The 26,311-nt window shown below is 46.5% G+C and carries 27 protein-coding genes; 19 read left to right on the top strand and 8 right to left on the bottom strand.

Going from position 1 to position 26,311, the window contains the following annotated elements:
- Nucleotides 1–151 precede the first annotated feature (151 nt).
- The 4 genes from PsAD37_RS13885 to PsAD37_RS13865 all read left to right on the top strand — a co-directional run bounded on the left by PsAD37_RS13885 (nucleotide 152) and on the right by PsAD37_RS13865 (nucleotide 3,465).
- Nucleotides 152–544 (top strand): hypothetical protein, encoded by a 393-nt coding sequence (locus PsAD37_RS13885; RefSeq protein ID WP_153039750.1) that lies wholly within the window; start codon nucleotides 152–154, stop codon nucleotides 542–544.
- Between the two features lie 3 nt (nucleotides 545–547).
- Nucleotides 548–904: a hypothetical protein gene (locus PsAD37_RS13880; protein WP_063296654.1), complete on the top strand. Its 357-nt coding sequence runs from the start codon at nucleotides 548–550 to the stop codon at nucleotides 902–904.
- Between the two features lie 101 nt (nucleotides 905–1,005).
- Nucleotides 1,006–1,845, top strand: coding sequence for a hypothetical protein (locus PsAD37_RS28555; RefSeq protein WP_063296653.1), 840 nt, complete (start codon nucleotides 1,006–1,008; stop codon nucleotides 1,843–1,845).
- 1,137 nt (nucleotides 1,846–2,982) lie between these two features.
- Entirely contained in the window at nucleotides 2,983–3,465 is a 483-nt protein-coding gene (locus PsAD37_RS13865; protein ID WP_063296651.1) for a hypothetical protein, read from the top strand.
- Between the two features lie 78 nt (nucleotides 3,466–3,543).
- On the opposite strand, the gene PsAD37_RS13860 is transcribed toward PsAD37_RS13865, so the two are convergent.
- A complete protein-coding gene (locus PsAD37_RS13860; protein ID WP_063296650.1) occupies nucleotides 3,544–3,861 on the bottom strand; it encodes a hypothetical protein in 318 nt (105 codons plus the stop codon).
- Nucleotides 3,862–4,010: 149 nt separating this feature from the next.
- Here PsAD37_RS13860 and PsAD37_RS13855 point away from each other — a divergent pair, with 149 nt between their 5' ends.
- Together PsAD37_RS13855 and PsAD37_RS13850 are read left to right on the top strand one after the other, a co-directional pair.
- Nucleotides 4,011–4,532 (top strand): hypothetical protein, encoded by a 522-nt coding sequence (locus tag PsAD37_RS13855; protein WP_063296649.1) that lies wholly within the window; start codon nucleotides 4,011–4,013, stop codon nucleotides 4,530–4,532.
- A 598-nt stretch (nucleotides 4,533–5,130) separates the two neighbouring features.
- Nucleotides 5,131–5,832 carry a tyrosine-type recombinase/integrase gene (locus PsAD37_RS13850; protein ID WP_193778267.1) on the top strand — a complete coding sequence of 234 codons (702 nt, stop codon included), beginning with the start codon at nucleotides 5,131–5,133 and terminating at the stop codon, nucleotides 5,830–5,832.
- 194 nt (nucleotides 5,833–6,026) lie between these two features.
- On the opposite strand, the gene PsAD37_RS13845 is transcribed toward PsAD37_RS13850, so the two are convergent.
- The 3 genes from PsAD37_RS13845 to PsAD37_RS13830 all read right to left on the bottom strand — a co-directional run bounded on the left by PsAD37_RS13845 (nucleotide 6,027) and on the right by PsAD37_RS13830 (nucleotide 8,552).
- Nucleotides 6,027–6,278 carry a hypothetical protein gene (locus PsAD37_RS13845; RefSeq protein WP_063296647.1) on the bottom strand — a complete coding sequence of 84 codons (252 nt, stop codon included), beginning with the start codon at nucleotides 6,276–6,278 and terminating at the stop codon, nucleotides 6,027–6,029.
- Nucleotides 6,279–6,950: 672 nt separating this feature from the next.
- Entirely contained in the window at nucleotides 6,951–7,730 is a 780-nt protein-coding gene (locus PsAD37_RS13835; protein WP_153039749.1) for a hypothetical protein, read from the bottom strand.
- Between the two features lie 177 nt (nucleotides 7,731–7,907).
- Entirely contained in the window at nucleotides 7,908–8,552 is a 645-nt protein-coding gene (locus PsAD37_RS13830) for a hypothetical protein (RefSeq protein ID WP_063296644.1), read from the bottom strand.
- A gap of 718 nt (nucleotides 8,553–9,270) precedes the next feature.
- Between PsAD37_RS13830 and repA the strand changes: the two genes are divergently transcribed.
- From repA to repC, 3 genes are all read left to right on the top strand, one after another.
- The gene (gene repA / locus PsAD37_RS13825) at nucleotides 9,271–10,491 is read left to right on the top strand and encodes a plasmid partitioning protein RepA (protein WP_063296643.1); all 1,221 of its coding nucleotides are present in this window, start codon (nucleotides 9,271–9,273) and stop codon (nucleotides 10,489–10,491) included.
- Nucleotides 10,491–11,537, top strand: coding sequence for a plasmid partitioning protein RepB (repB, locus tag PsAD37_RS13820; RefSeq protein WP_063296642.1), 1,047 nt, complete (start codon nucleotides 10,491–10,493; stop codon nucleotides 11,535–11,537). The genes repA and repB overlap by 1 nt, the downstream gene beginning before the upstream one ends.
- 193 nt (nucleotides 11,538–11,730) lie before the next feature.
- A complete protein-coding gene (gene repC / locus PsAD37_RS13815; RefSeq protein WP_063296641.1) occupies nucleotides 11,731–13,029 on the top strand; it encodes a plasmid replication protein RepC in 1,299 nt (432 codons plus the stop codon).
- Between the two features lie 747 nt (nucleotides 13,030–13,776).
- On the opposite strand, the gene PsAD37_RS13810 is transcribed toward repC, so the two are convergent.
- Together PsAD37_RS13810 and PsAD37_RS13805 are read right to left on the bottom strand one after the other, a co-directional pair.
- Nucleotides 13,777–14,427: a recombinase family protein gene (locus PsAD37_RS13810; RefSeq protein WP_193778266.1), complete on the bottom strand. Its 651-nt coding sequence runs from the start codon at nucleotides 14,425–14,427 to the stop codon at nucleotides 13,777–13,779.
- A 142-nt stretch (nucleotides 14,428–14,569) separates the two neighbouring features.
- On the bottom strand, nucleotides 14,570–15,460 hold the full coding sequence (locus PsAD37_RS13805) for a hypothetical protein (RefSeq protein ID WP_153039748.1): 891 nt from the start codon (nucleotides 15,458–15,460) through the stop codon (nucleotides 14,570–14,572).
- Here PsAD37_RS13805 and traF point away from each other — a divergent pair.
- Genes traF through PsAD37_RS13790 form a run of 3 tightly spaced genes read left to right on the top strand, consistent with a single transcriptional unit; the run spans nucleotide 15,439 to nucleotide 21,001 of the window.
- A complete protein-coding gene (traF, locus tag PsAD37_RS13800; RefSeq protein ID WP_063296638.1) occupies nucleotides 15,439–16,446 on the top strand; it encodes a conjugal transfer protein TraF in 1,008 nt (335 codons plus the stop codon). The two genes, PsAD37_RS13805 and traF, sit on opposite strands and share 22 nt — an antisense overlap.
- Nucleotides 16,446–17,846, top strand: coding sequence for a conjugal transfer protein TraH (locus PsAD37_RS13795; RefSeq protein WP_063296637.1), 1,401 nt, complete (start codon nucleotides 16,446–16,448; stop codon nucleotides 17,844–17,846). Before traF ends, PsAD37_RS13795 begins: the two co-directional genes overlap by 1 nt.
- Nucleotides 17,846–21,001: a conjugal transfer protein TraG N-terminal domain-containing protein gene (locus tag PsAD37_RS13790; RefSeq protein WP_063296636.1), complete on the top strand. Its 3,156-nt coding sequence runs from the start codon at nucleotides 17,846–17,848 to the stop codon at nucleotides 20,999–21,001. The genes PsAD37_RS13795 and PsAD37_RS13790 overlap by 1 nt, the downstream gene beginning before the upstream one ends.
- 75 nt (nucleotides 21,002–21,076) lie before the next feature.
- Here the strand turns inward: PsAD37_RS13790 and PsAD37_RS28075 are convergent, their stop codons facing one another.
- Nucleotides 21,077–21,385 carry a hypothetical protein gene (locus PsAD37_RS28075; protein ID WP_153039747.1) on the bottom strand — a complete coding sequence of 103 codons (309 nt, stop codon included), beginning with the start codon at nucleotides 21,383–21,385 and terminating at the stop codon, nucleotides 21,077–21,079.
- Between the two features lie 458 nt (nucleotides 21,386–21,843).
- Here PsAD37_RS28075 and PsAD37_RS13785 point away from each other — a divergent pair, with 458 nt between their 5' ends.
- From PsAD37_RS13785 to PsAD37_RS13755, 7 genes are all read left to right on the top strand, one after another.
- Entirely contained in the window at nucleotides 21,844–22,125 is a 282-nt protein-coding gene (locus tag PsAD37_RS13785; RefSeq protein ID WP_063296635.1) for a helix-turn-helix domain-containing protein, read from the top strand.
- Nucleotides 22,126–22,139: 14 nt separating this feature from the next.
- Nucleotides 22,140–22,673 carry a transglycosylase SLT domain-containing protein gene (locus PsAD37_RS13780; protein WP_153039746.1) on the top strand — a complete coding sequence of 178 codons (534 nt, stop codon included), beginning with the start codon at nucleotides 22,140–22,142 and terminating at the stop codon, nucleotides 22,671–22,673.
- On the top strand, nucleotides 22,674–23,867 hold the full coding sequence (locus tag PsAD37_RS13775; protein WP_063296633.1) for a hypothetical protein: 1,194 nt from the start codon (nucleotides 22,674–22,676) through the stop codon (nucleotides 23,865–23,867).
- A gap of 367 nt (nucleotides 23,868–24,234) precedes the next feature.
- Nucleotides 24,235–24,771: a conjugative transfer protein MobI(A/C) gene (mobI, locus tag PsAD37_RS13770; RefSeq protein WP_063296632.1), complete on the top strand. Its 537-nt coding sequence runs from the start codon at nucleotides 24,235–24,237 to the stop codon at nucleotides 24,769–24,771.
- Entirely contained in the window at nucleotides 24,768–24,995 is a 228-nt protein-coding gene (locus PsAD37_RS13765) for a hypothetical protein (RefSeq protein WP_063296631.1), read from the top strand. The genes mobI and PsAD37_RS13765 overlap by 4 nt, the downstream gene beginning before the upstream one ends.
- 44 nt (nucleotides 24,996–25,039) lie before the next feature.
- Complete coding sequence (locus PsAD37_RS13760; RefSeq protein ID WP_153039745.1) at nucleotides 25,040–25,414, top strand: hypothetical protein; 375 nt, start codon at nucleotides 25,040–25,042, stop codon at nucleotides 25,412–25,414.
- Entirely contained in the window at nucleotides 25,404–26,003 is a 600-nt protein-coding gene (locus tag PsAD37_RS13755) for a hypothetical protein (protein ID WP_063296629.1), read from the top strand. Before PsAD37_RS13760 ends, PsAD37_RS13755 begins: the two co-directional genes overlap by 11 nt.
- A gap of 84 nt (nucleotides 26,004–26,087) precedes the next feature.
- Here PsAD37_RS13755 and PsAD37_RS28550 read toward each other — a convergent pair.
- A partial coding sequence (locus PsAD37_RS28550; RefSeq protein ID WP_206600074.1) for a hypothetical protein occupies nucleotides 26,088–26,311 on the bottom strand: 224 nt, incomplete at its 5' end.

The following is a 26,311-nucleotide window of genomic DNA, read 5'->3' as shown; positions in this document are numbered from 1 at the left end:
TGGGCCGATCGTTAACCCAAGAACCCTGACATATACGACATACGTTGATCCGTTTGGCGCGCGCAAGAACTTCCAGAAGCCTTTTGACTTAGCTGTTGTCGATGCAATTTCGACAGTCAGCAGAGTGCACGTCTATTGCAGGGGGTTGTTGATGGACAAAAGCGATCCCTACGATGATTACTATGGATTTGGGACAGGCCACGAACGCGCGGTAAAAGCCGCGAGGCAGCTTGCAACTAATCGTTTAACCTCCCGCTCCCACATCAGTGTGAAAACGACTGTGACTATCAGAACGGCTTCTTTGGACAATGAACGCGAGCCTTTCCATGCCGGCTCTGTGCGCTGCTGTTATGTGCCGGATGAATGGCTGCAGGATGATGAAAGTTCAAGCGCAACAAGCGAAATATTCGAAATTTGGCGTAATGGAAAATCTGGCGTGGATGCCGCGAAGTTGGAGACTCTGGTAGCTCAATACTTGGCAGCTGATGTAGCCGGAGAAAGACGTAAAATTGAGGCAGAACTTCAAATCAGCAATGTGAGATGAGCTATGTATATTACTCTAACGGTCGGTGATAATCGTCAAAATGGGTGCATTTATCTGGCGCGGTGGAACATTGAGAGCCGACAGCAGGGTCTAAAAACCTTATCTGATGTGGATCAGACTATTGAGGATGAAGCGGCTGGTGATCCCGATAAAGACCCGTTCTTCTTCATACTTGATCTTTTCGAGGATGAAACAGAACAGATTGGAACCAACAGCAAATGTTTGCCATTGCAACTTGCTTCAAGGCTTGCTCCTGAGCAGGTTTCGTCCTGGCTAGACAAGCGCCCTAACCCGGACAGGATTGAAGAAAAACCTCCTCTTATTCTGGATGAGTTCCCTGACATAATGGGGTCGCATTGATTGATCGTTTGCTTAGTAGTTTTTTGAAGTAAAGAGAAGTCAACCGCTTCAGACCCTGCTGCTTTTTGTTTGTTTCCTTTGACAGAGAAAGTTACGGATTGATGGAACATTGGATTTTTGTGACGCTCCCATTCACAGTCATTTTTGTCTGTTGGCTTATGAAAAATGCGCCAGAATGGGAGATAAAGAGAGATATTAGAAGGCAGAAGTCGAAAGCAGCATGGGAAGATAAGGCGCGTTACAACCGTCGCGCTAAGTATGGGTGTGATCTTGTCGAGTTTGAGAGGCAGATCCTGCCATTCAGGAGTTATCGTGCCAAAGGTGTATCTGAGCTTGATACACAGAGTATTGAGGTTGGAGTACATATCCCTGCAGACACCTACCACATCGGCCCAAATAGTGTTGTAAGTATTGTCCGTAGTTCTGGCCTTTCTCGGGACACAATCTACCACGTCTGGAAATTGACAAAACACTCGTTTGTAAAAGTTGTTGCTACCCACGGAGAACTTGTTTTGGCGGCTGTAGTGCACTCCAAAGCGGCGGCGCCATCTTCAGTAGAAGCGCCTCATGGGCTCCTTTTCGAGATTGAAGCGAGTACGTTGCAAGAGTGGGTAAGCCAAACCGCGGACCGCGAGAGATCCTGCAAGATTCCGCTCATATGGGATTGGAATAGAGTACGAATTGCACGGCAGGCACCGGTGTATGCTTTTCCGAGCAATGAGGACGAAGAGTCTCAAAGTGAACGGCCGCAAAAAAAATCATCCGCAGTTCGCCGGAGCCGCACCTACCGCGCCGCGCGTGCGTCGAGACAATCAACTCGAAACACTTCTGGTTGCGGCGACCTCTTGGCCGTAGCTGCCGCAGTTGCTGTTGCGAGTAGTAATAGCAACTCCGGAACTAGCAATGACAGTGGGAACGGTTCTGATGCCAGTTTTGGCTAAGGGGGGCAATTTCGCCCAGCCCGATCAAGATGGTTCCGGGCTTTCATCCAGATAGTCGTGGGTAACAGCTCACACGTTTGGTTCTTTGGTAGTGTGAAGCTTCCGCATAAATTACGATTACTAAATCCACCTTCTTTGCGAAGCAGCAGCGCATGCCAATCTGCGCAATCGGAGGAATTAGGCGCTCCGACAGTAGCAAAGCCTAGGTAAAGGAGGTGGTATGCTAGGTGAGATTTGAACTGAAGTTTGAATTGAAAAAGACCCGGAAAAGATTGGACGTCTGGTTCCGGGCCGTTTTCAAAATCACTTGGTGATCGGACTGGGGGGCGAAAGCTCCCCTTTCCTTTTTAGAATATAGCTCTCAAACCTCAACAAATCAAGAAATGAGAAGTTTGAGTTGTTCAAATCGAGACCTTTAAGCTCTCCTAACTGTTGCATTAAGATTACAAAACACCTTCTTTCTCCTTGTTTGCAAGGACTTCGCAGTTTATGCTTTTTTCAATTGAAGCTGCTTTCCTTAAGGGCCGATTGGTAAGTAGCTTTAGCGATGCATTTGCATTGCTTTGAAGAGCTAGCTGGGCTCTGCAAATAAGCAGCATCAAACCATCATTCCATTCCAATGAACCTTCTGGGTGTCTACCCAGAACGGGCGACATCCAGCTCACTTATGGACGCCTGCCATGCACAATCCATTTCTTCATCGACCTGCAGACTGTGAACCGAAGTTCCTGAGGCTATCATCTGGCCACCTAAGCGCAATCACTCGTGATTGGTTGGCCCAACGCTCGCTCTCGCTTGGTTATAAAGAACCTCCAAAAAAACCACGTCTCGGTGCATCAACTTCCTTAGGATGGTGGGTTACAACACTGAACTCGGAAGAAGATTTAGCGAAAACGCCTGAAGACCTCCGTTCCTGTCTCGTTTTGGCCAGAGAAGCCAAACTGACGCATCTGTTATTCGAAAAAGGGGCGGAAACCATCAGCGGCCTTCCTTCGTTCGCGTAGTAGGAAAGTCGAACTCAATACAAACCCACTGGGTGCACACCCAGCGGGGGGAGTGCATCCGTCATTTTTGATTACGACCTCAGGTTTTCCGTAGCTGGAAACAGGAGGACGTTCAAATCTCAAGGAGCACAAAATGATTATTTCAGTTGACGCAAACGCACCTGGCTATTGGGAAAGTGTCAGAAAAAACGCAACCCAAAGGAGAGCGTTTGAAGCCATTAAAAAAGGTCTCAAAACAATTCGTATCTCTCAGGTCTATGAGCAGTATGTTGAGGACCATTTATACCTGATCCAGGAAGTAGCTCGGAAAGAGGGACTCCATAAGGATCTTGATCAATATAAGCAATTTAGGTGCGAGTGCGCTGATACAATGGGTCTGCCAGAGCTAACTGATTGCGATGAAAGTGATATTCATCAGTTCTCACTAGAAGCGGTCCTAGAGGCTGCTGAAGCTCTTTATGGTGACGAAGGTGGTCTTGGTAGATCTCAAGAGCAGTGTTCTTGCTGCGGAGAGTTAGCTACCTGTCATCGCTGGGAAAAGGTTGAGGGTGGTAGCATCACCTTTTATACAAGCATTTATTGTGAACACTGCGGCAGAGACGAATTTGACTCTTGAGTGTAAGTTAGCACCGGTCATCTTCAATAGAATTTATGAGAAAAAGGGGGAGCTTTCCCCCTTTTTTTTGAGGTGGCTTCAGTCTGTATCAGTAGGGTTTTCGAGTTCACGACGGCGGTCTTCGTTTTCGTGATGCATCATGCCAGCCAGTATGACGAATGTGGCGACGAGCAAAATACATCCAGCAGCCATTATGACGATGGCCTTCATAGGCAAAGGGTCTGGCGAAAAACGATTGAAGACTAACCAGCATAAACCTGTGGCAGAAGGTAATATAACACTCGGATTTTTAAAGAGTTTTGAAATTTCTGAACGGAAGTCGGGGTCTACCCGTTTTCCCATGGTACGGCAAAGCAAGTCCCACCGGCTCTTCAGATAGTCGACGAATTTTCGCATTAGTTTTCTCCTATAAGCTGTTCTTGTTGAACAACGCGAGATTAAGAACTCGGTATGCAAGGAACAAAAAAAACTTGTGCTGAGCATTTCTTGACTCTCTTTGCATTGGAGCGCAAAAGAGAACATAGAGTGAACAAATAGGATAGATAATGGGTTGGCAACCTGGTTTTGTCTGGAAAGAGGTAACAGGGAAAGCAAATACGTTCCTGGGCGCTTCCATGCGGTCAAAGGAAGTGGCGATCATGCTGTGGCAAGAGCCAGCAGCGCCCCCTGCCCTTTCGTGGCAATGGCAAGTGTTGCACATGGGCGAGAAGAAAGCGTCAGGAGGTGAGGCGAGCCGTGCGCTTGGGGTTATCTCTTCCCAACAAGCTTATTCGCGTTATGTCGGCACTCTAACTGATTTCCATTTGAAGTCGGCCGCACCAAGAAAGCTCCGGTATATCTGGGCGCCGGATAGAGGCGCTGCGTTTGGTGAGGGGCGCGGTGTGGGCCGCGTGCCGGGAGATCGAACCGTAAGAATGCGGGTCCAAAAGTGCGTTGAAGACAGTCAACATAGTCTGTGGTCTTTCATCGTTACCCGAGGTGCAGAGAAGATTGCCAGCGGCTACCGCAGTAGCAAAGCGGACGCAGTATTTTCAGCTGAAAGCGCGTACGATGACAGCCTTGTTTGAGGCGGACAAAACCAGCTGCATTGACTATTCTGCCTTGCGTAAGTATTCAAGCTTTGTATTAGTCGCACAAAGCTTGCTGTAGTTTTGTTCAAGGCTAACAACTCTTCATTATGTTTTGTTCTGGTAAGTCAACTCACACATTTTAACTTGGTTTTCCTTCGTTTTTGTTGTTTTTATTCTATTAAATAACTATTTAATATAGCAAGGCGCACGGAGGTGCTGCAGGTGCGGTAAGCCATCGTCAGGCGCTTGTTATGGGGTGTTTCTGGATCTGCAATTGGGTGCGCCTTGGTTCTAAAAATATGCACTTGAAAGGACAGTCATGGGTAATCAAGTGACTCTCTTACCGACGAAGTTCAAGCATCAAGCTCTCCAGGTTGATCGGGACCGTTTCCATCACTTAAACCCAGCGGCGCTTTATCTTGGGCAGCTGCAGTCCGATGCCAGTAAACATACAATGCAGAGCTTTTTGAACAGTGCTGCAAAGTGGCTTGAGCAAGACGTTGAGGCGACTTGGAAAGACTGTGAGTGGGTAAGGCTAAATCGAATAGCTCTTTTGGCATACGTAGAATATTTGCATAAAGATAGAGGGTTATCTTTGCGCACAGTCCGCACCGCGTTGGCCGCGCTCCGGGGCGTTGCTCGTGAAGCTTGGCTTGCCAATCTCATTCCTGAAAATGAATACAGGAAGATAAAGGAAGCGCTTCCTCGCATTAGTGGTCATAAAATTGCAAAAGGACGTGCACTCTCAAAGGATGAGCTGTCTGCGATGTTTAATGCATGTCGACAGAGACAGTCCATTCGAGGGCTTCGCGATGAGGCGATCATTAGTGTTCTCTCGCTGTGTGGTCTGCGTAGAGAGGAGCTGGTCAAGTTGAACTATGAACATGTCGATTGGAAAGCCAGTGCACTGATTTTCACTGGTAAGGGAAACAAAGAGAGGGTCTCATTCATGTCGAAGTCTGTAATGACCAGAATACATGAATGGTGTGAGCGTGTTCGTGGGTCGCATGATGGACCTCTTTTTTTTGGAATTACTCGTGGAGAGATCACCACAGAAGACCGGCTAACCGTGCAAGGTCTACATTACATTGTCACCAAGTTGGCTCGTGAGGCTGAGATTGAGCGATGTACAGCGCATGATCTAAGACGAACCTATGCAACTCTGCAGTTCGAGAACGATGTCGACATTCTGACTGTCCGAGACAACATGGGGCACGCGAGTGTCACAACAACCCAGATTTACGATCATCGTGACATGGAGGCTCGTCGTGAAAGTACGAGCTTTATGGAGTTATGATTGGAGCTTGAGTAATGGTTTCCGAGTTTATTTTACTCACCAAGTTAGTTTACTTTAATCGCCTTTCGGTCGGGTTGTTGGACTGTTTGTTTTCGAACTGTTTGCAGCTCTTTTTTTTGAAAGGAAACTGCCGGAGGTTGGAGACGCGATCACGCGCATTAAATGACATGCTCGCACCTGGCGCTGTTTGATTGTCATCCGTGGCGTCCAAATGCGTCGGCTAACGTTTGCCGATCAGCCTCTGTAATCGCTCCCGTATCACCACAAATATGGCAGTTTACTTCTTGAACAGGTTTACAGCCTATCGGGCACGGTTCGGTTTTCAGTTGGCTTTTGAGCAGATCGTTTTCGGCCCGAAGCTTATTGATTTCTTGAATCATATCTTGGGTGGTTCCGTACCGTTGACCATTGCCAATGTGTTCAACTCCGCATTCCAAGTCAGACATCTTTTACCTCTCAGCATTGGGGCTTTATGAAAGTGCTATCAAAGAATTTTTCACGATGTTGGTAGCTACGAGCGTTTTTTTGGAGAATGGCCTGACGCAGTCTGAAATAGACGCTTTTACGCAGCTTTTTTTTTGCTCATAGAATATTTGCTTTGAAGTATTTACTTGCTGGACTGGTGACCAGATGTACCATGCGTGGTCTTCAGTGCCACCTTTTCCGTTTCGTTCGAAACTGATGCGATCCAACAAAACAACTTTGCCACAAAAACGAGCGTTGTCTCTGAACAAATCTGTTCGCGTTATACCGCTGTCAATTTTTGCTGTGAGAAGGAGCGCAACGTAGCCCGTACAAATTTGTAGTGCGTGGCGGGCGTACCTGGCCCTATGAACACATAGCTGCACCAATGGCCATCTTAAAGAACATAAAAGGTACAAATTAAGCTCTTTTGCACTCTGCATGAGCTTACAATAACGTTTTGAAGCGTTGATTTTGGGTTTGCCTCGCAGAGAAGTGTTCAATATCAATCGAATTGACCCAAAATAAACAGTATAATGCTGCTAATCTGTTCATTTCAGAGTGTGAACCACGGGTCTACCCTAAATAACGTGCAATTTGTTCTCTATCTGATCCTCAAGATGGCCAAATATACAGCCTGGTGCCCACTGGGCCGACTAGGAGTTCATGGCCTGTCGGACATATCGTTTGATCTCCTTTTCTCGCGCAATCAAGTTCACGACAGACTTGTCAACCGACTTCTTGTAATGGAGGCTGATTGGGTTCCCGGTCACGATGACCTTAGAGCCATTACGATACGGAACTACTTCAATCATTACTGATGCATGACCTTGTTTGCTCGCTTCCGGAATATCCAGCAGGAACTCGTTGCCACGGCTACCAAGTGGACGGGCTGCTTTATTCTGATCAAAGCTGGCGATTATAGCCTCTGTTGAGTACGAAGAGGGAATTTCTTGTCTAAAAGAGTAATATGGTTGTGAAAGCATTCGTTCCAGTTCAAGGAAACTGGATGCTTGGGTTGAATCTCCCTTCCACTTAAGGAAATCAATTCGTTCATATGGGGTGAAGGTGACACGATAGCCGTTGCTCACAGGTTTTGCCGTAGCCTTTACACGATAGACGTGGGGTGCCCATCGGTTCTTGGTGTACTGAACATCCCCTCGGGATCGATCAATAGTTACGTCAAATGAGTGCGTGCCGGTTGGAACCATGTCTGTCGTGCGCTCTGGAATGTGAAATACCAATCCAAAGGCGACATCATTTTTGTCTACAGCTTTGGCGGGCACGATATAGGTTTTACTGTAATTTTCTACGGGGGTGACGATCTCTGTTCGTTTAATAATCCCTAGAGGGTCTTTTGCAGTGGGTGCCGTTACTTGACAACCTGCGAGAATTGATAAGAACAGTAATGAAGACAGCCGGTAGTATTTTTTCAATTTCATTCTCCAAATGCGAAAGTCACTCGAATTACTCTGAGTATGCAACATATATATCGAACTTATATTGTAAATACTGAGGTTAATCAAAGTTGTTGATTGTATTACCAGTACAAAAATAGATATTGTTTGTTCTGTTGTGTCTTCTTTTCAAGAATTGAACTAATCTAAAGTTATTTACTCATGTGATAAGCTTTGTATATGTTTTCCGCAAAGGTACGATACTATCTTGGGTAGGTGCTTAGTTGGTATGTCGTTGATTACCAGAGTCCCACTTCCTCTTTGTGTATCGATCGACAAGCTTGCGTTTTCTTGACCGAAATACGGAGAAGCATCTAAGCAAAATGATGCATCCAGAAGTCTGGTTGTTAAATCGTCCGGTACAATGATGCCTAAGGCTTGCACTGTCTCAGCTATTTCTTTTCTTTTTTGTTTAAGGTGTCCAATTGCAATAACGGAACGAATTGAAAGGGGTTTGACCGGCTCCAGCATGGTCGTTTGGATCTCATTTGCGATCTTGGTATGTGCTTTATTAGACTTCACACGGCTCTTTCTGAGCCGGCGAACTAGATTCGGCACCTTTTCTCCTTCTTCTGCAAATCGAGCGAACTCTCCAATCCAAGCTGGTGTCTCCTCATCTGTTGAAAGAACGAGTGAAATGCTGATCCAGTCCCCCTCTGAGGAGGCCTTTAAAGCAATAGGAATGCTTGGGTGTTCGAAGCGCGCTTGATCCTGATCATCCATATCTGCCAATTGCCTGATCATCTGATCCAGAAATTCGCGCTCTGAAGTTTGCCAATTATGATGGTCAGGTTTGGTCATATGCTCATCGCCCTCAATATTCTGCTGTTGAGTGATGCATATGTTTCTTTGATAAGGCCAATCCGAAGCTACGCGCACTTTTGAGCAAAATGCTTCTTGATCCCCTTTTTAGGGATAGCTGATGCGAGTTTCTATTCAAAGGGTGTATGCTGGTTTTGCAGCTTGAAACTGCACAGATGCGGCGTTGAACTGGTCGTGCTCTTAACTGACCAGTGGGAAGCACCTCTCAATTGATTTGAGAGGTGTTTTTTTGCTTTGGAGACAAGCTTTGTCCTGGTTGGCAAATTTTAAGTGTGGAAATTCAAAAAAGTGAGCGAAGCTTCCCGTGCCGAGTGTGTGGATGAATATTTTGTTTCAGATGAAGTGAAAAGCCAGAATCAGTAAGAAGCTGATTCTCGAAGGATCTACTTCATTTTGCATGTCTGAGTTGAGAACGCAGGCTGAACGTTGTTACCGACAGTTTAATTCATAGGTCAGAATTTGACTTCAGAAGAAGAATGAGAAGAAGCTATGAGATTGAAAAATATACGTAATTCTGTCCTACCAGACTGTTTAGGGGTGAGCGATTGCCCAATTACCACCTTCAGTAGATCAAATAGTTAATGAGCATTAACCAAAAAACCGTTGACCAATTAAAAAATAGGGTGCAGCTTCAAATCTAATGTAATGGCGAAAAATACGCCTGTACCTTAGATTTGCATATAGAGGTTTTGGGGTGATGTCCGAATTATATCAGGTTGACGGTGATGAGATGCCGTTATCAGTTGCAGACCAAGTTAATCAGCATGCGAAGCTCCTCTCGGCGCAGTTGTCTCATCTGAGTGAGATGACATATCCCCCTAAAGCGCAAAAAGTGATGCGGACATTCACTCCACGGGAAGCATCTGACATTTTGGGTGTCAACACGCACACGCTACGTTCAATAGACGACAGTGTCTTCAGACTGTTTGAGCGTGACCCGCGCAACAATAGAGCCTATACGCTTGAAAATCTCTGGGAAATTAGAAAGTACCTTTCTGAAAATGGCAAGCCGGGTAAGTGGCCGGGGCTGGTGCCTACTCGGACTGAAGATGAGAAGCTGCAGATTATTTGTGTAGCAAACTTTAAAGGTGGTTCAGCGAAAACTACAACAGCCACACCGTTGGCTCAGTACCTCGCAATGCAAGGTCTTCGCACGCTTGCTATTGATTTGGATCCTCAGGCCTCAATGACTTCGCTTTTCGGACTGCAGCCAGAGATTGACATTGGTGACAATGCATCTTTGTTTGGAGCTATTCGTTATGACGAAGAGCGGGTTCCAATTGAGCAAGTTATTCGAAAAACGTATTTCTATAATCTCGATCTGATTCCGGCCAACTTAGAGCTGATGGAATATGAGCACCGCGTCCCGACCGCAATTAATGATGGTATAGCAAGAGGAAAGAACGCATTTTACCGCTCGATTCATAATGCATTGGATCCTGTCAGAGACGATTACGATGTTATTGTCATTGATGCTCCACCCCAGCTTGGTTATCTGACGCTGGGGGCTGTATTTGCAGCTACCGGCGTGTTGGTGACTGTTCATCCCTCGATGATTGATGTCTCAAGTATGAGCCAGTTTCTAAACATGCTCGCTGATCTGATGGTCGTGATTGAGAACAATGGCGGGCGCGTTGAGCTCGATTTCCTGAAGTATGTCTTTACTCGATATAACCCCAACGATCATCCGCAGTTAAATTGTGGGACACTCATGCGAGGGCTATTCACCGATAATGTTTTGAAGAGCTCTGTTCTAGAATCAACAGCGATTGCTTCTGCCGCGCTGGAAAAAAAGTCCGTCTATGAAATTGACAAAGGTATAGTAAGCGGGCCGACGTTAACGCGAGCGTTAGACAGTGTGAACGCAGTTAATCGAGAGGTTTATGAACTTCTCCGATCGGCATGGAGGCGCACATAATGACCAAGAACAGCCGGAAGAGCCAGGTCAACAGGCTCTTCTCTGCCCCAATTGATGCTGAGACACTCTTGAAAAAGAGCGCTGGAACAAGGCCAAAGAAGCCAGGAAGCACTGGCCCAATTAGAGCAATGTCAGGCAGCTTAATGGAGGTCGAAGAAGCTAACGAAAAAATGAAAGAAATGATTGCCGCAGGTGTGGCAATCTATTTGCTGGACCCCTCTGACATCGACCCCTCTCCGGTTCCGGATCGGTTTCGTTTTACAGACGAAGAAGCGTTCGAGAGCCTCAAAAAGTCGATTGACGAAGGCGGTGTTCAAACACCAATAACTGTTCGTCCTCATCCGGATCAGCCAGATCGATACCAAACTGTATATGGTAATCGGCGGCGAACTGCGTGTGAGCAACTTGGTTCCAAGGTCCCTGCCCTCGTAAAACCCATGAGCCATGAGGAGATGCTTGTCGCGCAGGGACAAGAGAACAGCGAACGACAGGACCTAACCTTCTTGGAGGTACTCTGCTGGGTATGGAAATTATGGGAAAAGGAGAACATACCCAGAAACACGATTGCGCGCGCAATTGGAAATAAGTCTGAAGCTACGGTGTCAACTTACATGTCACTTGCACGATTACTGCCGGATACAGAGGTTCTTGAATGGATCGGTAATGCTCGCGGAGTTGGCCGACCACGATGGGAAGAGTTCGCGGCGCTATGGGATCATGATCTCGTCAAGGAGGCGATTAGAAAAGAGATCTCTAACGCCACCCAAGAAGATTACAACGAGCTTGGAACGGAGGGGCGTTTCACGCATCTGTTGGACATCGCAATAGATGTCCCCAAGCAAGAGAACCGACAAAAACGTACGAAACGGCAAGTCGTGCGTTCGAAGTTTGGACCGGCGTCGGAGGTTTTGCTGAAGGAAACAGCAACCAAAATGTCGTTTGAGATCGATTTGAAAAAACAGCCGAAGTTTGCTGCATTTATCCGGGAAAACCTGGAGAGTTATATCCAAAAATTTCGTGAGGAGGAAGAGATGGAAAAGCAATAATGCAAAACGGCTTTGAGGCAGAACCTGCAAAGCCGCTTTAAACTGCTCCAAGCATAGCGCTCGAACAGATAGATCTTAGCAGTTCCAATCTAGTTCGACACCGACCATATTTCAACCCACTATTTTCTGGGAACGGTTTTTGGCGCTTTTTTTTTGGAGTGATTGATAACTTTCTTCATTCGAGAGCGCTCTTATGACCATGAGTGTAGCACCATTTCGCAAATTAACCCCGGCAATGTTAGCCAGCCAGCGTCTGGCTATGGCAAATGACATTGTTAAAACGACCAAGTCCGAAGTAGCGATGGCTTTGAAAAAAGCAGCTCCTGCTTTGGGGATCGACGGCACTACCTATCATATTCTGGATATACTGATCGGTCTCACAGCAGCGGAAGACTGGCAGCAATCTCGCCGTCCATTGGTTGCGATTTCCAATGAAAAACTGGCTGAGTATGTCTCCCGCTCAAAACGCACTGTGGTGAGGTCCCTGCGCAGGTTGGTTGAAGCGGGTGTCCTGGCCTACAAGGACAGCCCCACCGGTAGGCGCTACATCTACCGACGGGGCGAAGAACGAGTTATTGAGCATGGTTATGGCCTTGATTTCTCACCTGCAAGGCAGCAGTTAAAAAAGCTCAAAAGGATTGGTAACGAGTTTGCCGAACGTTTGAAGCATGAAAAAGACGCTAGGCGAACCAATAGTCAGCTTCGCCGTGCTCTAGAAGACCTACGTCTACTAGCCAAGCAGGAAGGTGTTGACTTTGAAGAGATCGCCCGTGTCCACAATCAAATTGAACAGCAAGGGTATGACCTCCTTGAGAAGGCAGAGGCATTAACACTTCTTCACGAGCAAGCATTAATCTTGTTTGAAGGACAGTCTGAGGAGGTAAATCTAGCGGATGATGAAACCTCAAGGTTGAGCAGTAGAATTGTTCATTCTGAACAAATGACAACCACAGGTGTCATAGATGTCACCCCATATAATAATACAACCCATCAAGACTCAAATTTAAGTAAGAACAGGCGGCGATCATCAAAAGATGATCACTCAAAATCTCCAAGTCTCGCCAAAGGCTCGACCAAAATGGCTTTAGAAAAAAATGGCTTGAGCAAATTTGGTGCCAAAACACCAGTTAGTGACGGATTTACGAGTGCACTGTCTGAGGTATCATTAGGGCTTTTGCAAAGCGCCACTCGTGAGGCACAAGAAACACTTGAGTTTGAGTTATCAAGTTGGGGTGCGTTGGAACTAGTTTGCAGAAAAATGCGTCTTTTAGTTGGGCTATCTGAAGCTGGATGGGAAGACGCAAGAGCCAAGGTGGGGCCATATCTTGCTGGTGCGGTTCTAATTACAACAGTCGAGAAAACTCTTCGCGTTCCGCAAAGCATTTCTCGACCTGCCGGTTATTTCAGGGCTTGCATAGACCGTGCGATCGACGGCAAGTTGATGCTCCATAAGACACTGTTTGGTCTGAATAACGTCGGTCTTGATGCGTAGAAGAGGTGCAATGAGCGCCCTGCTTCTGGCCGCACCGCGCGCTGCAGGTCCTGCGGCCCGACGCTTTGCTAAAAGAGGAACATGTTGACTGGCAGCGGGAATCTTAATGAGTGAATTTGCGGTGTTTGTTTTCAGCAAGCAGGTAGATGAATGGGAAATACAAACAACAGCCAATTAGCGTAATCAAAAATAGGACGCTTCGGCTCCACGCTCTGCATCCATTAGGGGTGATGAGAGTTTTGGGCTGTAAAACGGATGTTGTGGGCTGGCTCGGATGTTGATGCTGGATGTGCGGGCGCTTTGGCGCGTAGATTTTTACAGCTGTAAAAAACGCTCTGTCTGCCAGTTTTGCTTAGGATCCACCACGGGGTGACGGGGCTTCAGTATGAGGCGGCGCCTCTCCGGTTTGATTTTTTACAGCTGTAAAACGGATGTTGTGGGTTGGCTCGGATGTTGATGCTGGATGTGCGGGCGCTTTGGCGCGTAGATTTTTACAGCTGTAAAAACGCTCTGTCTGCCAGTTTTGCTTAGGATCCACCACGGGGTGACGGGGCTTCAGTATGAGGCGGCGCCTCTCCGGTTTGATTTTTTACAGCTGTAAAACGGATGTTGTGGGCTGGCTCGGATGTTGATGCTGGATGTGCGGTGCGCTTTGGCGCGTAGATTTTTACAGCTGTAAAACTGTTATTAGCAAGGACTTGCCTTAACCTTCGTTTTTGATCCCTTCATCAAGGATGAAGAGGCTAATCAAACCATCGGGTGGGTCTCTGTGGTTCGGCTGATATAGGACTCTATATCTATTTGACTAGGATCCCGTAGAATACCGGATGCCGTTTCGTCAGCGTCACATCGTCTTCGGTAATAGACCGCTTGAGCTTTTACCTTCCATTTTTCCGCGACCTCTTTAACGGTCATGCCGTCTTTCAAGTCGTTTCTCATGTTCTCCCATTTCTTATTAGAGATTTCTGAGGGACGGCCAGCAGACCTAGTCGCCTGCAAGTGTCTGTATACCGTTTTCAATTGAGATACCGATTGGGTGTACTTGGTGAGAGCACCACAGAGATCGATTGCGGTTGCATTTAGAAGCTTTAAGCCGCTAGACATGTCCAACAACTCGATATCACGTTTGTTTAGGGATTCGAGTGTTGCGACCAACTCTGGCAAGCGCCAAGATAAATCGCTCAGTTGACGTACAACTATCAGATCACCCTTCTTGCTTTTGTTGAGAACTTCAGCGAGTTTGATGCGTGCACGGGATGCAGATTGAATGCGCTCAACAACCACTTGATCACATTTGTGCGGAGCAAAATCTGCTCCAGTAAGAGTTACAGCATTAGTATCTAATTGAGTGCAATATCCATAAATCAATTTTCTTGATCCCCAAAAGCGAGTGGTCAATATCATGTCTCGAGATTTCTGTGAGTTTTCAAATAGAACTGATAGCAAAGAAACCTTTGGCTATTCGGCAGCTTCACGCACAATTTGAAATTTGAAGAAAATGCTTACAGCTGGCAAATAATCTGGGCGCCCGTTATGAAGCTTATTTAACCAACCGGAGGTGAGGGGAGGGGGCCGCGTTACGCCAGCGAAATTCTTCATATGGAAGATCATCAAAAAAGGCTGTCTTAAATACAGGCACATCAAGGCTGCTGTCGAAATGGGCTTCGTCAGCTGACAACTGCTCCTCAATTCGCGTGCATACGATTTCATGTGCTCGCTGGATAGCCAAGTTCCCCATTGTCGCAAACATGCCTGTTGCTTGTCCCATACGAGACCATAGGAACATTCCTTCTGCACTCTCGCGATCTTCGAAAACACGAGCCATTTCGTTATTCAAAAAAACAGGGAACATCTTCCGACCGGCGAAGCATTGTTTTGCGAATATGTTCGCGTTGTGTTCAACCAATCGTGAGCCAAAGTGCAGGATTGCTAAGAAGCCCTCAGCTGGAAGCTCAGCGCCGTGCCACCAGCTATCAACTTCTAGCCCTTTTGTACCCGCGATCTCAGCAAGATCCATGTTGTTTAAGCCCAATCGTTCTCCATACAGCTTTAGCATAGGCGCTGCAGTAGGATCCAACGGGGTGTAGTCTGAATAGTCAGTCACCTGTACGGAGTGCATTTCATTGAACATATTAGCCTCACGTATTTGCAATTTGGTTGCTACCATGCAAGCACAATGGAGTTTAGAATACAAGCAAAAAAAATAATAAAAACAAAGACTTAGCTTTGTATTGTTGAGACAAAAATAGTGGTAAAAGCGTATCAAGAGAACAAACTTTCTTGAGTAAGCTGGTACAGAGGTTTTGCTCTTGTCTGGAATTTCCCAAAAGTTTGCAAAACAGATAGATAGCTCGCCACAGATATCAGCTGGTTGTGCAAGTTTCGCTTCATTGAAACGGAGCTTGTTTGATGAAACGTACCATTGGAACATTGGGTTTCTTTGCCCTATGCCTTTGCGCCACTGTTTCGTGGTCACAAAGCCAAGAAGAAGGCTTCTTTGAGCGTTCTGAAGAAGGTTGGTTTTGGTATAAAGAGGAACCTGAAGTGGAGGAGGTCGCACCTGAACCGGTAGCACCTGCTCCCCAAATTGTTATCTCCTCACCTGAACAGTCAGAAGTACAAGACGATCCTGCTCCTAAGGCTCCTATAACGATAGGCGCTGCGTGGCTAAGGGAAAACATGCCGCGCTATCTTGATGCGGCGATGGATAATCCTACGCTAGAAAACGTTGAAGCTTATTTGATGCTTCAGAGGATAGCGATGGATCGCTCTCAAACGTTCGCGGAAGTGTCCCAAGTTGTAACGGTTGGCAACCAGAATCTTGATGAATTAGCACGACGACCTTCTGCTAGTTTTGCCACGCAGCAGCTAGATCGAATTGCTGGCCGTAAAAGAGAGAAGCTTCTTAGCACTCTGACGGAGAAAGTTGGTTTCTTCTACTTCTTCAAGTCCGATTGTGAGCTCTGCTACACCCAAGACAACATCATGAACCTCATTGAAGACAATATGGGTTTCAGCGTGATGCGTATCTCCCTAGACGGCAAACCTATTCCTGGCCTGCAAGCTCGTCCGTTTAGTATCGACGATGGCCATGCTGAAATGCTCGGAGTTCAGGTTTTACCTGCGGTGTTCTTGGTGTCTGATGAGGGTGAAATCGCGCCGATTGGCCAAGGAGCAATGGCACTCCCACAGATTTCCCAGCGCGCGCTGATTGCATCACTCAAAGCTGGGTGGATTACCAACGAGCAGTACAATGAGACACGCCCACTAACTGACTTAGATAACAACCTAGCTGACAGACTAGGGATCGACGGGCAACCCATTGAAGGGATGCCGACAGTTTCTGGAGATGAATTTGTTCCTCCAAAAGTTCTTTTGAAAGCCCTTAAATCAAATCTACAGAGAGGTAGGCAGTGATGTTACTTCGTATTGGGAAGAAAATTGCCGCTGTATTGGTATCTGCTTGCTTAGTCTCATCTCCAGCTACTGCTGGTGGTATAGACACGCAGTTAAATAAAGTTTTTGATGGAATGAGCAATGTAACAATGCCCGGAGTTCACGAAACCCAGAGGAGGGGGGTTTTGTCTGGTGGCCGTTATACGAGCAAGGTAAAGATCTACAACGAAAACCTCGTGTCATTTACACCTCCAAGTTGGAAAGCTGGCTGCGGGGGCATCGACTTTTTTGGTGGGTCATTCTCGTTCATTAATGCTGATCAGTTGGTTCAGTTGATGCGGTCGGTTGCTGCTAATGCTGCCGGTTATGCGTTTCAGTTAGCTTTGGCCAACGTGTGTGAAAGCTGCTCAAGTATGATTGAGGCACTCCAGAAGAAAATTCAGGAGCTTAATCAGCACTTTGGCAACTCTTGTCAGTTGGCACAGGGGTTGGTGAATGATGTGACGAGTGGGATGGAGCTGAAAGGAAAGGTTGATGGTTCGCTAGTTGAAAACGTTAAAGGTTTCTCTGATGACATCTTTGACGCTTTTGCGAAACCAGGAGGAAAATCGACTAGAGAAAATCTTGAGGAGAATGACCCAGAAAAGTTGAAAGACTTGATGGGGAATATCGTTTGGCAGGCGCTGAACGAAGGAGGGGTCAAAAGTTGGTTTGCCTCTGGAGATGACACTTTGATGCGGTCGATCATGTCTATTACAGGCTCGGTGATTGTGGGAGACTTAGTACCAGATCCTCACTCTCCTGCTCCAGATCAAAAGACGAATTCAATTACCTATTTAGAAGGTAATTTGATTTCGCTTCAGGACCTTATCCAAGGAGGTAATCTAAAACTATACAACTGTATTGAGGGTGGAGACCTTTGCACCAAGGTAAACCTGCGTAACGAGCGAATTACTGGATTTAAGCAGCAAGTTGAGGAGATGTTGCTTGGTAATGGAACTAGTATCGGAATTGTAGCAAAACTGAAATCTACTGAGCAAGTTCTAACAAGCAAAGAAAAGAACTTTTTGGCTTACCTCCCAAGCGGGATGGGGGGCATGTTTTACAATATAGGTTCGCTGAGTGAAGACTCGGCACGCTTGTTTGCCCAAGAGGTTGCTGCCACTGTTGCCGTTTCTATGATCTACGACACGGTCTTACAGCTATTTCGGACAGCACGCACAGCGTTGACGAAAAAAGAGTCTTCTCCATATCTGACAAAGGTCCATGATCAGCTCAACCGAAGCCGGAGTATTCTCGGGGCGCAATATCAAGCGCTTATTGATGAGCACGGCAGTATCGCAGAGAAAACGTTCTACTGGAGAGAGGTCCTAAGAAATACAAGAGCTATACAATACGGCCTACCTAAGGGTGCAGTGTAATGGACTTTACACTTTACTCCATTGGCGATGCGGCGTTCCTGGAACAAATCCTGATCTCCATAGCGATGATTACTGGCACAGGAGATTTTGAAACAATGGTTAGCATTGGGCTCTTGCTCGGTGTCATCATTGTTACTGTGCAGTCTGTTTTTGGTGGTGCTAAGGCGATTAACTGGCAACAAGTCTTCTTAGGATGGCTGGTGTACGGTATGTTTTTCTTCCCCACAGTGACAGTTAATATTGAGGATATACAACGGGGGGAAGTGCGCCCAGTCGACAACGTGCCCATTGGTGTTGGCATTGCTGGAGGTATCATCAGCAACATTGGTTATGGGCTCACGGAGCTGATGGAGCAGGCCTACTCTCCAATTTATCCTGCTATGAGCGAGAATGGCTATATGGAAGCCCTTCAAGTGTTAAATCAGGCTAGACGAAACGGGTACAATAGCTCGGTGATTCAGGCGATCAATGCGAGTTACGGCTCTGGTGCAGATTTCGCAACGTCAGCCAAGAACTACATTGCTGAATGCACACTCAAAAAAATGGAGATGAGCAATGTAAATAAAGAAAGCCTTTTCGAACAGGAGATCCTGGAGGCCATCCAGTTCAACAATAATAACTATGGAACCATGATATACTTGGCGAACCCTAATGGGCAGAACGTGTCTTGTTCAGAGGGGTTTGCGTTGCTGAGTGAAGCATTGGCCAAGGTAATTCCCGGTGGTGAGGTTGATATACGCATATCTCAGCTGCTTAATCTCAACACTGACTTGGGTGAAAGCGCTCTAAGAAAAGTAGGCAACGGTCTCCAAGCGCTTGGTTTGGTTTCGGCATCGGCTTCAGAATACATGCAAACTGCAATATTGGAGCCCCTCTACTACGAAGCGGTATATACCCGATACTCTGATTTGCAGGACTTTAATTCTGCACAGATGGTCGCCCAAGCTATCGCTCAAAGAAATGTTCAATGGTCCGCTGAGCATTCTCTTTTCTTGTCTGTTGTGGATCCCGTACTCGCCTTTTTCGAGGGCTTCATTTATGGCGTGACGCCGATTATGGCCTTTATCATCATGCTCGGGGGCATGGGGATCACTCTCGCAGTGAAGTACTTCCAAGTGCTGATTTGGGTACAGCTTTGGTATCCGATCTTATCAATTACGAACCTTTACCTCTATGTCGCTTCATCGAATGAGCTGGAGCGCGTACTTGATTCAAAGTCGATCACCACGATGTACGGATTGAATGAAGCGGGTGATGTACTTCAGAGTTATATCGCGACTGGAGGGATGCTAGCAGCTGCCACACCTATGTTGGCGCTCTTCATTATTTCCGGTTCAACCTACACGTTTAATAGTCTCGCTAGCCGGGTAAATGGAGCAGATCACATTAACGAAAAGGCCATGGCTCCTGACATGCTTCAAAGTGGTCCGTTGGTCAAAGCTGCACCAATGAATACGTGGGACTCTCACTCGGGTATGACTAAATCAGGTACTGAGTCACTAATTGGCAATATTGAAGCAGGAAAAGCGCTCCAATCTGCGGCTTCTTCAGCAGAGGTTACGTCGAGAGAAAAGACCGACGAATTTTCCAGATCAGTACAACACGCCTATAACAATACCTCCAATGTTTCTGAGCGTGATACTCAAGAAAGAGCGGTGGCACGCCGACTTTCAGTCACCAATGGTGAGACCTTCAATGCGTTGAATAACCAAGTAAAAAGTTTCCTAAGATCACGAGGCTTAGATGAGGGCCGTTCTGAGCAGATAGTAGGTGCGCTAGCGATGAATGGAGGCGCATCAGGTTCTCTAGCGATGAATGGAGACGCATCAGGTCCTCTAAGTACCGGCAAAGCTGGTCTTTCGGGAGGAGTAAGTGGGTCAACAACTACCTCGGATAGTATATCGAGTTCGAAAAACTCTCGGCTTGCGCAACAGTTTGCAGAGCAGTTTGGGTTTGATAAATCAACACATAACGCTCTCTCGAACGAACTCGCCCAGTCGTTCTCAACCAATACAGCGTCAGATATATCCGATACTTGGGGTTATGGTTATTCCGAACAGATTTCAGAGTCTGCAAAAGAAGCGACTAAGGCGAGCCAGCAGTTCACTCGACTTAACCAGGCAAGTCAAAATGTGGGAGTATCGTATTCTGCACCGGCAAATGTAGTTGGTGCTGAACTGCTCAGACAGGGGTTAGGCGGAACAATCCAGGAGCAATTACGCTTTGCTCCGCAGCACGTCAGACAAAATGCATCTGATATGGAAAACCGCTTCACACAATACATGAATATGTCACCTGCAGTCGCTAAGGCTACTGCAGGTATCTTGGCGCTGGCCAACGATGGAACCTCTTCAATCAATTCGTTTATGAGCCAAGCAACAGGAGCCAATATTGCTCCTCAGGAAGTTGGATCTCAATTTGGAACACCTAGACCGTCTGGCAGCGGAAACATAACTCCAGCCACGTCTGGCAGCGCGAACAATGCACCTGCTGCCTCTGGCAGCGGTAATGTGCTGCAGGTTGGGACTGACGGTCAGCCTTTGGCACCTGCAGCAAATAATTTGAATTTGGAAGATATGAAAAACCGACAAAATCATTTCGAAGACGATCGGTTGAAGCGTATTGGATTGGGAGTCAAGCGACGTGAAAACTTCGCCGAGGCCCCTCCCGGTATGTTACAAGAACATGAAAGAAATACAGATTCTACTTTGCAGGCTGCTAACGAGGGTGTTGCTAATAGTGATAGCCGTGCCGTGGCTCGTGAGGAGTTAATACGATCCAAAAATGATCAAAAGTTCTTGCAGAATGTAGGCTCTACTGTTCGGGAAGGTTGGAAAGATTTCTCACGGTCGATTGGTCTGAAAGATCAAGCATCAGCTTTTGAGACTTCTCAATTATCAGAACGTTTGCAGGAAAAATTTAACTTAAGCCCTGCTAGTGCAGACTACGTCTCGGCACAAGTGGGTGGACGTGATGCTGATGTTCAAGAAGCTACAGGAAACCTCCATCAGGAGCTGCGAGACGATCCTCTCCTGTATGCAGCGATGGTGAGCCGTCTAGATTTCGCGGCCTCTTCTCCAACGAGTTTCGGAGAAGCGATAAGGCCGGTGATGAATTACTATGGGGCAAGCACCCCTTTTGAACAGCGGGATTAACCACAAATCAAAGAGTGCGTGACTTCAGAGCGCACTCTTCTACTCTTAGTTTTAGAAAAATTATCTGCCCCTTATTTAAAATGGGCTGCTTGTCGGGACATAATGCCGTGAGCCATCATTAGGGCCATTTTCGGCGAAACCCGTAAAATCAATAATTTGTGTTGCAGGGGAAACGTGGGATCCTGGGTCAAGCATATCCGACCCTAATGGATCTTTGACTTCCGAAGTGCTTTCGTCCCAGCTAATGGCACTTAAATTTCTCAGTAACGGCGATACGACTGCAGACACAAAAAACCACCAAGCTCCGTTGTAGTATCCCGTGAACAATGCGAAGGCGGCAATCAATAGGTAAGCCTGCCAGCAAGTAAACAAACGCAAAATCATAATGCAACCTCCAATATAATTTAATTATAAAATATTAAACTCTAGATTGCAATCAATAGATGACGTTAGATTCGCCGCGCATCACGAGTAATGCGTAAGGTGCAAGTTGGAAAATACTCGGCTTGTCTGATACCGAATATTCACAACTTAACTAAATTTGACTATAAGATGAAGTAAATTCAAATCATATTTAAAATAAAATTTAATCAAGATTGAATGTTGCGTGAAACGACTAAAAACTTAGTAAATGCATTACGGATGTCACACCATTACAGATCTTGCGCTACGGAAACCTGCTCAAATTCATCTGCTTATGCGGTATGCATGAAATGCATTAAACTAAATTAAAGACGATAAACCTGACGTTCTCATCCTCTAGTTGACATGCGCAATTAAACGCAACTAACTGCTCCTGAATACTGACAACTTTAAATAGTTTCTTGGTCAGGGAACCAGATATGAGTAAAACGGGTGAAACCGATCCAGTACCAAAAGATTCCAAAGAACGAGTTGCTTGGCTGAAGTATCGTTTATCAGTGAATGGTTACACGATTCAGGCGCTCGCCGACGAAAATAAGGTCACGAGGCAAGCTGTGAGCGCAGCATTATCTAAACCAACGAGAAAACTCCGTTCTATAATCGAGCAAGCAGTGAAGATGCCAGCATCGAAAATTTGGCCTGAGCTCTGCCCCAGATACATGGATACCTATAGGTTGGACGAAGATTCATTAGGTTCATGAAAGTGGTATTCAAGATGCGTTACTGGATCTACGTAACATTTTTATTTGTTTTATTATCTACGTCACCTTCTGCTGCTGTAGATCTCCATGACACGATCTTTTCAAAGGTTGGCGAGGAGCAACGCATAGACCCCTTCTTGCTATATTCAGTTGCTCTGGCTGAATCCGCAAAAAGTGTTGGCAAGGGCAATATCGCACCGTCAATTTGGGCACTAAGAGCACCAAGCGGTGCTGTGTACCCGTTCACCTTGGAACTAGCTCTCTCAGAGCTAGATCGCCTTACAAAAGCGCACGGGAAAATGGTTGACGTGGGCCTGATGCAGGTGAACTTGCGTTGGCATGGGCATCGGGTACAGCATCCTTCAGAACTATTGGATCCTGTGGTGAATATTGAGGTTGGGGCGCAGATCCTGGTGGAGGCGATACTCTCAGCACCCGATGACATCGAATTGGGTATCGGAAGGTATCACACATGGGCCGATGAAAACCGAGCACGAAACTACGGTCAACGTGTCCTCGCTATCTGGCGAAACATAAAGGGCGAATAGATGGCCTTTTCAGAGATCACGGAAAGCTTGGATAAAAAGGCAAACGAACTCTATGAAGCCCGAGCCCCGCGCGACTTGTGTGACTTTGAGTTGGCGATGTGGTTCTGGGTTCGCGAAGCTGCTCAAAAGCGTGGAACTGAAATTTTTGACCTGTCACAAAAAGCAATACGTTCTTTAAGCAAGCTGGATGACTATCACCTTGAGTTGCTCTCAAAAGGAGGATGGCTGTCTTTTGGCTTAACACTTGACGACTTTGACTTGCATAAGGTGCTTGGCGAATGCAGCGGTACGAATATGTTTGTGGAGGACGTATCGATTGAGGAACCGTTGGTGCGTTATTACTGGCAGGTTCTCAAGATTGCAGTTGATCACGATAAAGAGCTAGCCAGTCAATTGTGCGGCGTATCTCCAGCGATAATGCAGAAGCTATCTATCGTATCGCTCTCTGAGCTGTTTGTTATCGCGAGCAAGGTGGAGTGCCTTCTTTCGTTGCGCTTTTCGGAGCAAGTAATATTCGACATTCTTAGCTTGCAAATCCGCAAGTATGAAGACCCGGAAAAATGTACAGTCTCTGAATTACAGGACCTTGAAGCGGACTTGATTGCGAAAAAAACAATTCAGATACTCACTAATTGGATATCGCGTTTTGGTAGTCTTGCGGGTGAGGTTGCTTCGCGGGTGAATGCGGATATGTCCAGTTGGAAACGTAAAGCTGTGGCCAGGTTTCTGCTCGTCGCGGGGTTCTCTATCGACGCTGTAATTCCACACGTTGGTATGGGCGCGACTTCAATACGTAATCTCTATGACGACATGAGCCCTGAGACTGTGAAATTGGCGGAGGCTCGAAAGAAACGTGAAGACTACAGGAACGTCCTTTGTAATGCTGGTGACCTCATGTTGGCGTCTTTGGGCGCCCTCTGTTATCGCACTTATTTAGCCGGTGATATCGAAACCAAAGGTATCGAGATTCCAACCATGTGTAAGGCGTTCAAGCTCTATACGGCCTCACTGCGAGAGTGGCCTACGCGCTCGACCGGATGGCGTGATAATGCGATGCCAGTGCTGCATTCATTGCTGCTTTATATCGTGAATTCCGAAGCATGGGTAGATGAGTGTCTTTCATGCAAATCAGATCATTATGTATGGATTGACCAGAGTACAGTTCGGAGCTGCCCTTTCTGCAAACAGTCGTAGATGCTAGGTTTGAACTTGATTGTAAGCCGCCAGCCTTTTTCCGAAAATGTTTGATACATGTATCTCCGCTTAGTTGGTAGGAAGAGAGCAATATTCTCAATATGACTCTTCTATTTCCACATATATATGGAAATGAATTCATAAAATGCCGAATACTGTAAACCTATTGTATTTGATGATCTAATTTCCAAATATATTTGGAAATTGTAGGCATGAATAGGTGGCATAAATCGGATCGATTGGAATAGGAAAGAATATTTCCAAATATATGTGGAAATTGACACCGTAATATGGAAAGCTACTACCTAGGGTTTCATAGTGAAATTAGGCGTGTAATTTCCAGATAGATAGTGATGTGGAAAATGTGATGGAATATACGCTGGATGAATTAGGGTCAAATAAGGGTGCTGACGTTGAAGATGCACGCCTTAAGTTCCTGTTGGATGACAGGGCGAATGCCGGGGCACGACAAGCAGAGATCCTGGCTTGGCTAGATGCGGAGTTGCGCGCAATTTTGATTGAGGGACAGGCCGAAGCTGATTGGTTTTGGAAGACACATGCCGCCGCACGCAAAGAAAAAGATGCAGAGCTGGCGACGTTTGGAACACGAGTTCGGTTGGTGCAGAAAACGACATTCTCTGCGGAGTGGTTTAAGAACCGCTACATGAAGGTAGCGGGAGGAAGCACTAGAGTATTCTCGACATACATGAGTAAGCCGAAAGGTTTTAAGCACAACATGAACTCCTTTCGGGCAGCTTTGGATTGGGAGTTAGATCTTATTGAAATCATCGAGCCCCGTTATGCTCTACTGCGAGAAAGGGCGGCAGCTCTCACAACGATCCGCAAAACTGTTAAGGCCATTGAGAAGTGTCGCACGAGCTCTACAAGGAGAATTGAAAAGTGAAACACTCAGTCACGCGGCTGGTGCAACATGCGAAAGATAATCGTGTTCAATATCGTCGCAAACAAGGTGAGCGTGAACACAGAATTTTTGAAAATGAGGCCGCGAATTTTCTAAATGAAAAGGCTATTTTGCAACGGCGTGCGGATCAACGTTGGTACAAGATCGCGATGTGGTGCTTGTGGTTGTTACCTTGGATACCGCTCTTTATTTTTTTTAAGGCTTAGAATTGGTCATGAGTTTACCCTGCAAAACTAGATGGCATGATCATGTGGAGTTAGCACTTCTTTGTTGGGATGAATGCAGTGCTGATTGTGATGGCATGACTGCGATCATCTCATACCATCTGCGTAAAGCGTTTGTCCCTCACACGTGCATTCAAGGTGGGTTGAATGACCGCACGACCGGTGCTCTTGTGGCGCCACATTTTTGGATCTGTCTTGATGGTGAGTTCCTGATCGATCTTCGTGCAAGGAAGTGGCTCGGAGACGAAGAGAGTATTCCTCATGGAGTGTTCCATCCATCCTTTTTTCCGAACGTTTCTTATGCCGGCAAGCCCGTCAGTGATATTGGCTACGACAAGGAAACCTTGGAAGCCATAAGTGACTGGACCCTAGATGAACTGGAGATCCCAGGTGCTGTTTGATGATACTGTTGCTTTTTGGATCTTTGCGGCTGTCTGGGTCATGGCGATCTTGTTAGTTGATCTGAGACATGGCACTCGACATGCAGAATTTAAGTTGTGGTCGATCAAGGAGCAGCTTCCAACAATAGTTGGCGACTCTGTTCTCGTGGGATCTGAAGTTGAACTTGAAGGCACCATCGGAGTTGGACACTTGGAAGTCTGCGGCCGCGCCGATCAAATTCTGCGTACCAAGAGCAGTCATCATTTTCTAATTGACACGAAGTTGCGACGTTCACATCGGGTGACTGAGGATGATCTTATTCAGGTATCGGTCTACGACCAGCTAATGACCGAAAGCCAATATCAGCCGAGATGTGATTTCGCGTTTATCCGTACGGTTGTCTTGAATGAAACTGGCAAGACGATCCGATACCACAATGTTCAACTACTTGGCGTCGATCAACTAAATGCGTTGTCAGATAGCGCTCTTCTTCAAACTGGCCTTGTTCGCGAAAAGAAGACCGATGATCAGAGATACAAAGAGGTGGAAAAAGACAACTCACCGCAAAACGACTATCGAGGTTCCTTAGATTTTCGGCCTGTGCGCTAAATTTCAACTCTAGTTTAAAAGAACGAGGGATGAAAAGCAGTGTCTAATCCAGAGGCTAAAAAGAACGGCGAAAGTGGTCGGTGGTTACCAGGCTTGCTGGTGGGGGTTATAATCGTCCAAACGGTTTTCGTCGGCGCTGCTCTTCTTGCCTATCAAAAGATTGATCAATCCAATGTGCAGGGTGTGCGTCCGGCGAACCCGACCTACAAAACGGAAATAGGCCCTGTTACGCTGGCTTAGCAGCGTAACACCACGGCATGAGATCGTTGAGGCGGGTGATCTTGTGATCAGCGATTTGAGCCAGAACC

The organism is Pseudovibrio sp. Ad37, from assembly GCF_001623075.1.
Taxonomy (GTDB): domain Bacteria; phylum Pseudomonadota; class Alphaproteobacteria; order Rhizobiales; family Stappiaceae; genus Pseudovibrio.
Note: the sequence above shows the minus strand (reverse complement) of the source record. Positions and strands in the feature narration are given on the sequence as shown.

What these genes read in the sequence shown, in the direction of transcription:
- PsAD37_RS13860 (WP_063296650.1), bottom strand. Translation starts at nt 3,861, where the DNA reads ATGCGAAAATTCGTCGACTATCTGAAGAGCCGGTGGGACTTGCTTTGC.
- repC (WP_063296641.1), top strand. Translation starts at nt 11,731, where the DNA reads ATGACCATGAGTGTAGCACCATTTCGCAAATTAACCCCGGCAATGTTA.
- repB (WP_063296642.1), top strand. Translation starts at nt 10,491, where the DNA reads ATGACCAAGAACAGCCGGAAGAGCCAGGTCAACAGGCTCTTCTCTGCC.
- PsAD37_RS13775 (WP_063296633.1), top strand. Translation starts at nt 22,674, where the DNA reads ATGGCCTTTTCAGAGATCACGGAAAGCTTGGATAAAAAGGCAAACGAA.
- PsAD37_RS28555 (WP_063296653.1), top strand. Translation starts at nt 1,006, where the DNA reads ATGGAACATTGGATTTTTGTGACGCTCCCATTCACAGTCATTTTTGTC.
- PsAD37_RS13830 (WP_063296644.1), bottom strand. Translation starts at nt 8,552, where the DNA reads ATGACCAAACCTGACCATCATAATTGGCAAACTTCAGAGCGCGAATTT.
- traF (WP_063296638.1), top strand. Translation starts at nt 15,439, where the DNA reads ATGAAACGTACCATTGGAACATTGGGTTTCTTTGCCCTATGCCTTTGC.
- repA (WP_063296643.1), top strand. Translation starts at nt 9,271, where the DNA reads ATGTCCGAATTATATCAGGTTGACGGTGATGAGATGCCGTTATCAGTT.
- PsAD37_RS13780 (WP_153039746.1), top strand. Translation starts at nt 22,140, where the DNA reads ATGCGTTACTGGATCTACGTAACATTTTTATTTGTTTTATTATCTACG.
- PsAD37_RS13880 (WP_063296654.1), top strand. Translation starts at nt 548, where the DNA reads ATGTATATTACTCTAACGGTCGGTGATAATCGTCAAAATGGGTGCATT.
- PsAD37_RS13855 (WP_063296649.1), top strand. Translation starts at nt 4,011, where the DNA reads ATGGGTTGGCAACCTGGTTTTGTCTGGAAAGAGGTAACAGGGAAAGCA.
- PsAD37_RS13790 (WP_063296636.1), top strand. Translation starts at nt 17,846, where the DNA reads ATGGACTTTACACTTTACTCCATTGGCGATGCGGCGTTCCTGGAACAA.
- PsAD37_RS13795 (WP_063296637.1), top strand. Translation starts at nt 16,446, where the DNA reads ATGTTACTTCGTATTGGGAAGAAAATTGCCGCTGTATTGGTATCTGCT.
- PsAD37_RS13845 (WP_063296647.1), bottom strand. Translation starts at nt 6,278, where the DNA reads ATGTCTGACTTGGAATGCGGAGTTGAACACATTGGCAATGGTCAACGG.
- PsAD37_RS13865 (WP_063296651.1), top strand. Translation starts at nt 2,983, where the DNA reads ATGATTATTTCAGTTGACGCAAACGCACCTGGCTATTGGGAAAGTGTC.
- PsAD37_RS13805 (WP_153039748.1), bottom strand. Translation starts at nt 15,460, where the DNA reads ATGTTCCAATGGTACGTTTCATCAAACAAGCTCCGTTTCAATGAAGCG.
- mobI (WP_063296632.1), top strand. Translation starts at nt 24,235, where the DNA reads ATGGAATATACGCTGGATGAATTAGGGTCAAATAAGGGTGCTGACGTT.
- PsAD37_RS13885 (WP_153039750.1), top strand. Translation starts at nt 152, where the DNA reads ATGGACAAAAGCGATCCCTACGATGATTACTATGGATTTGGGACAGGC.
- PsAD37_RS13785 (WP_063296635.1), top strand. Translation starts at nt 21,844, where the DNA reads ATGAGTAAAACGGGTGAAACCGATCCAGTACCAAAAGATTCCAAAGAA.
- PsAD37_RS28075 (WP_153039747.1), bottom strand. Translation starts at nt 21,385, where the DNA reads ATGATTTTGCGTTTGTTTACTTGCTGGCAGGCTTACCTATTGATTGCC.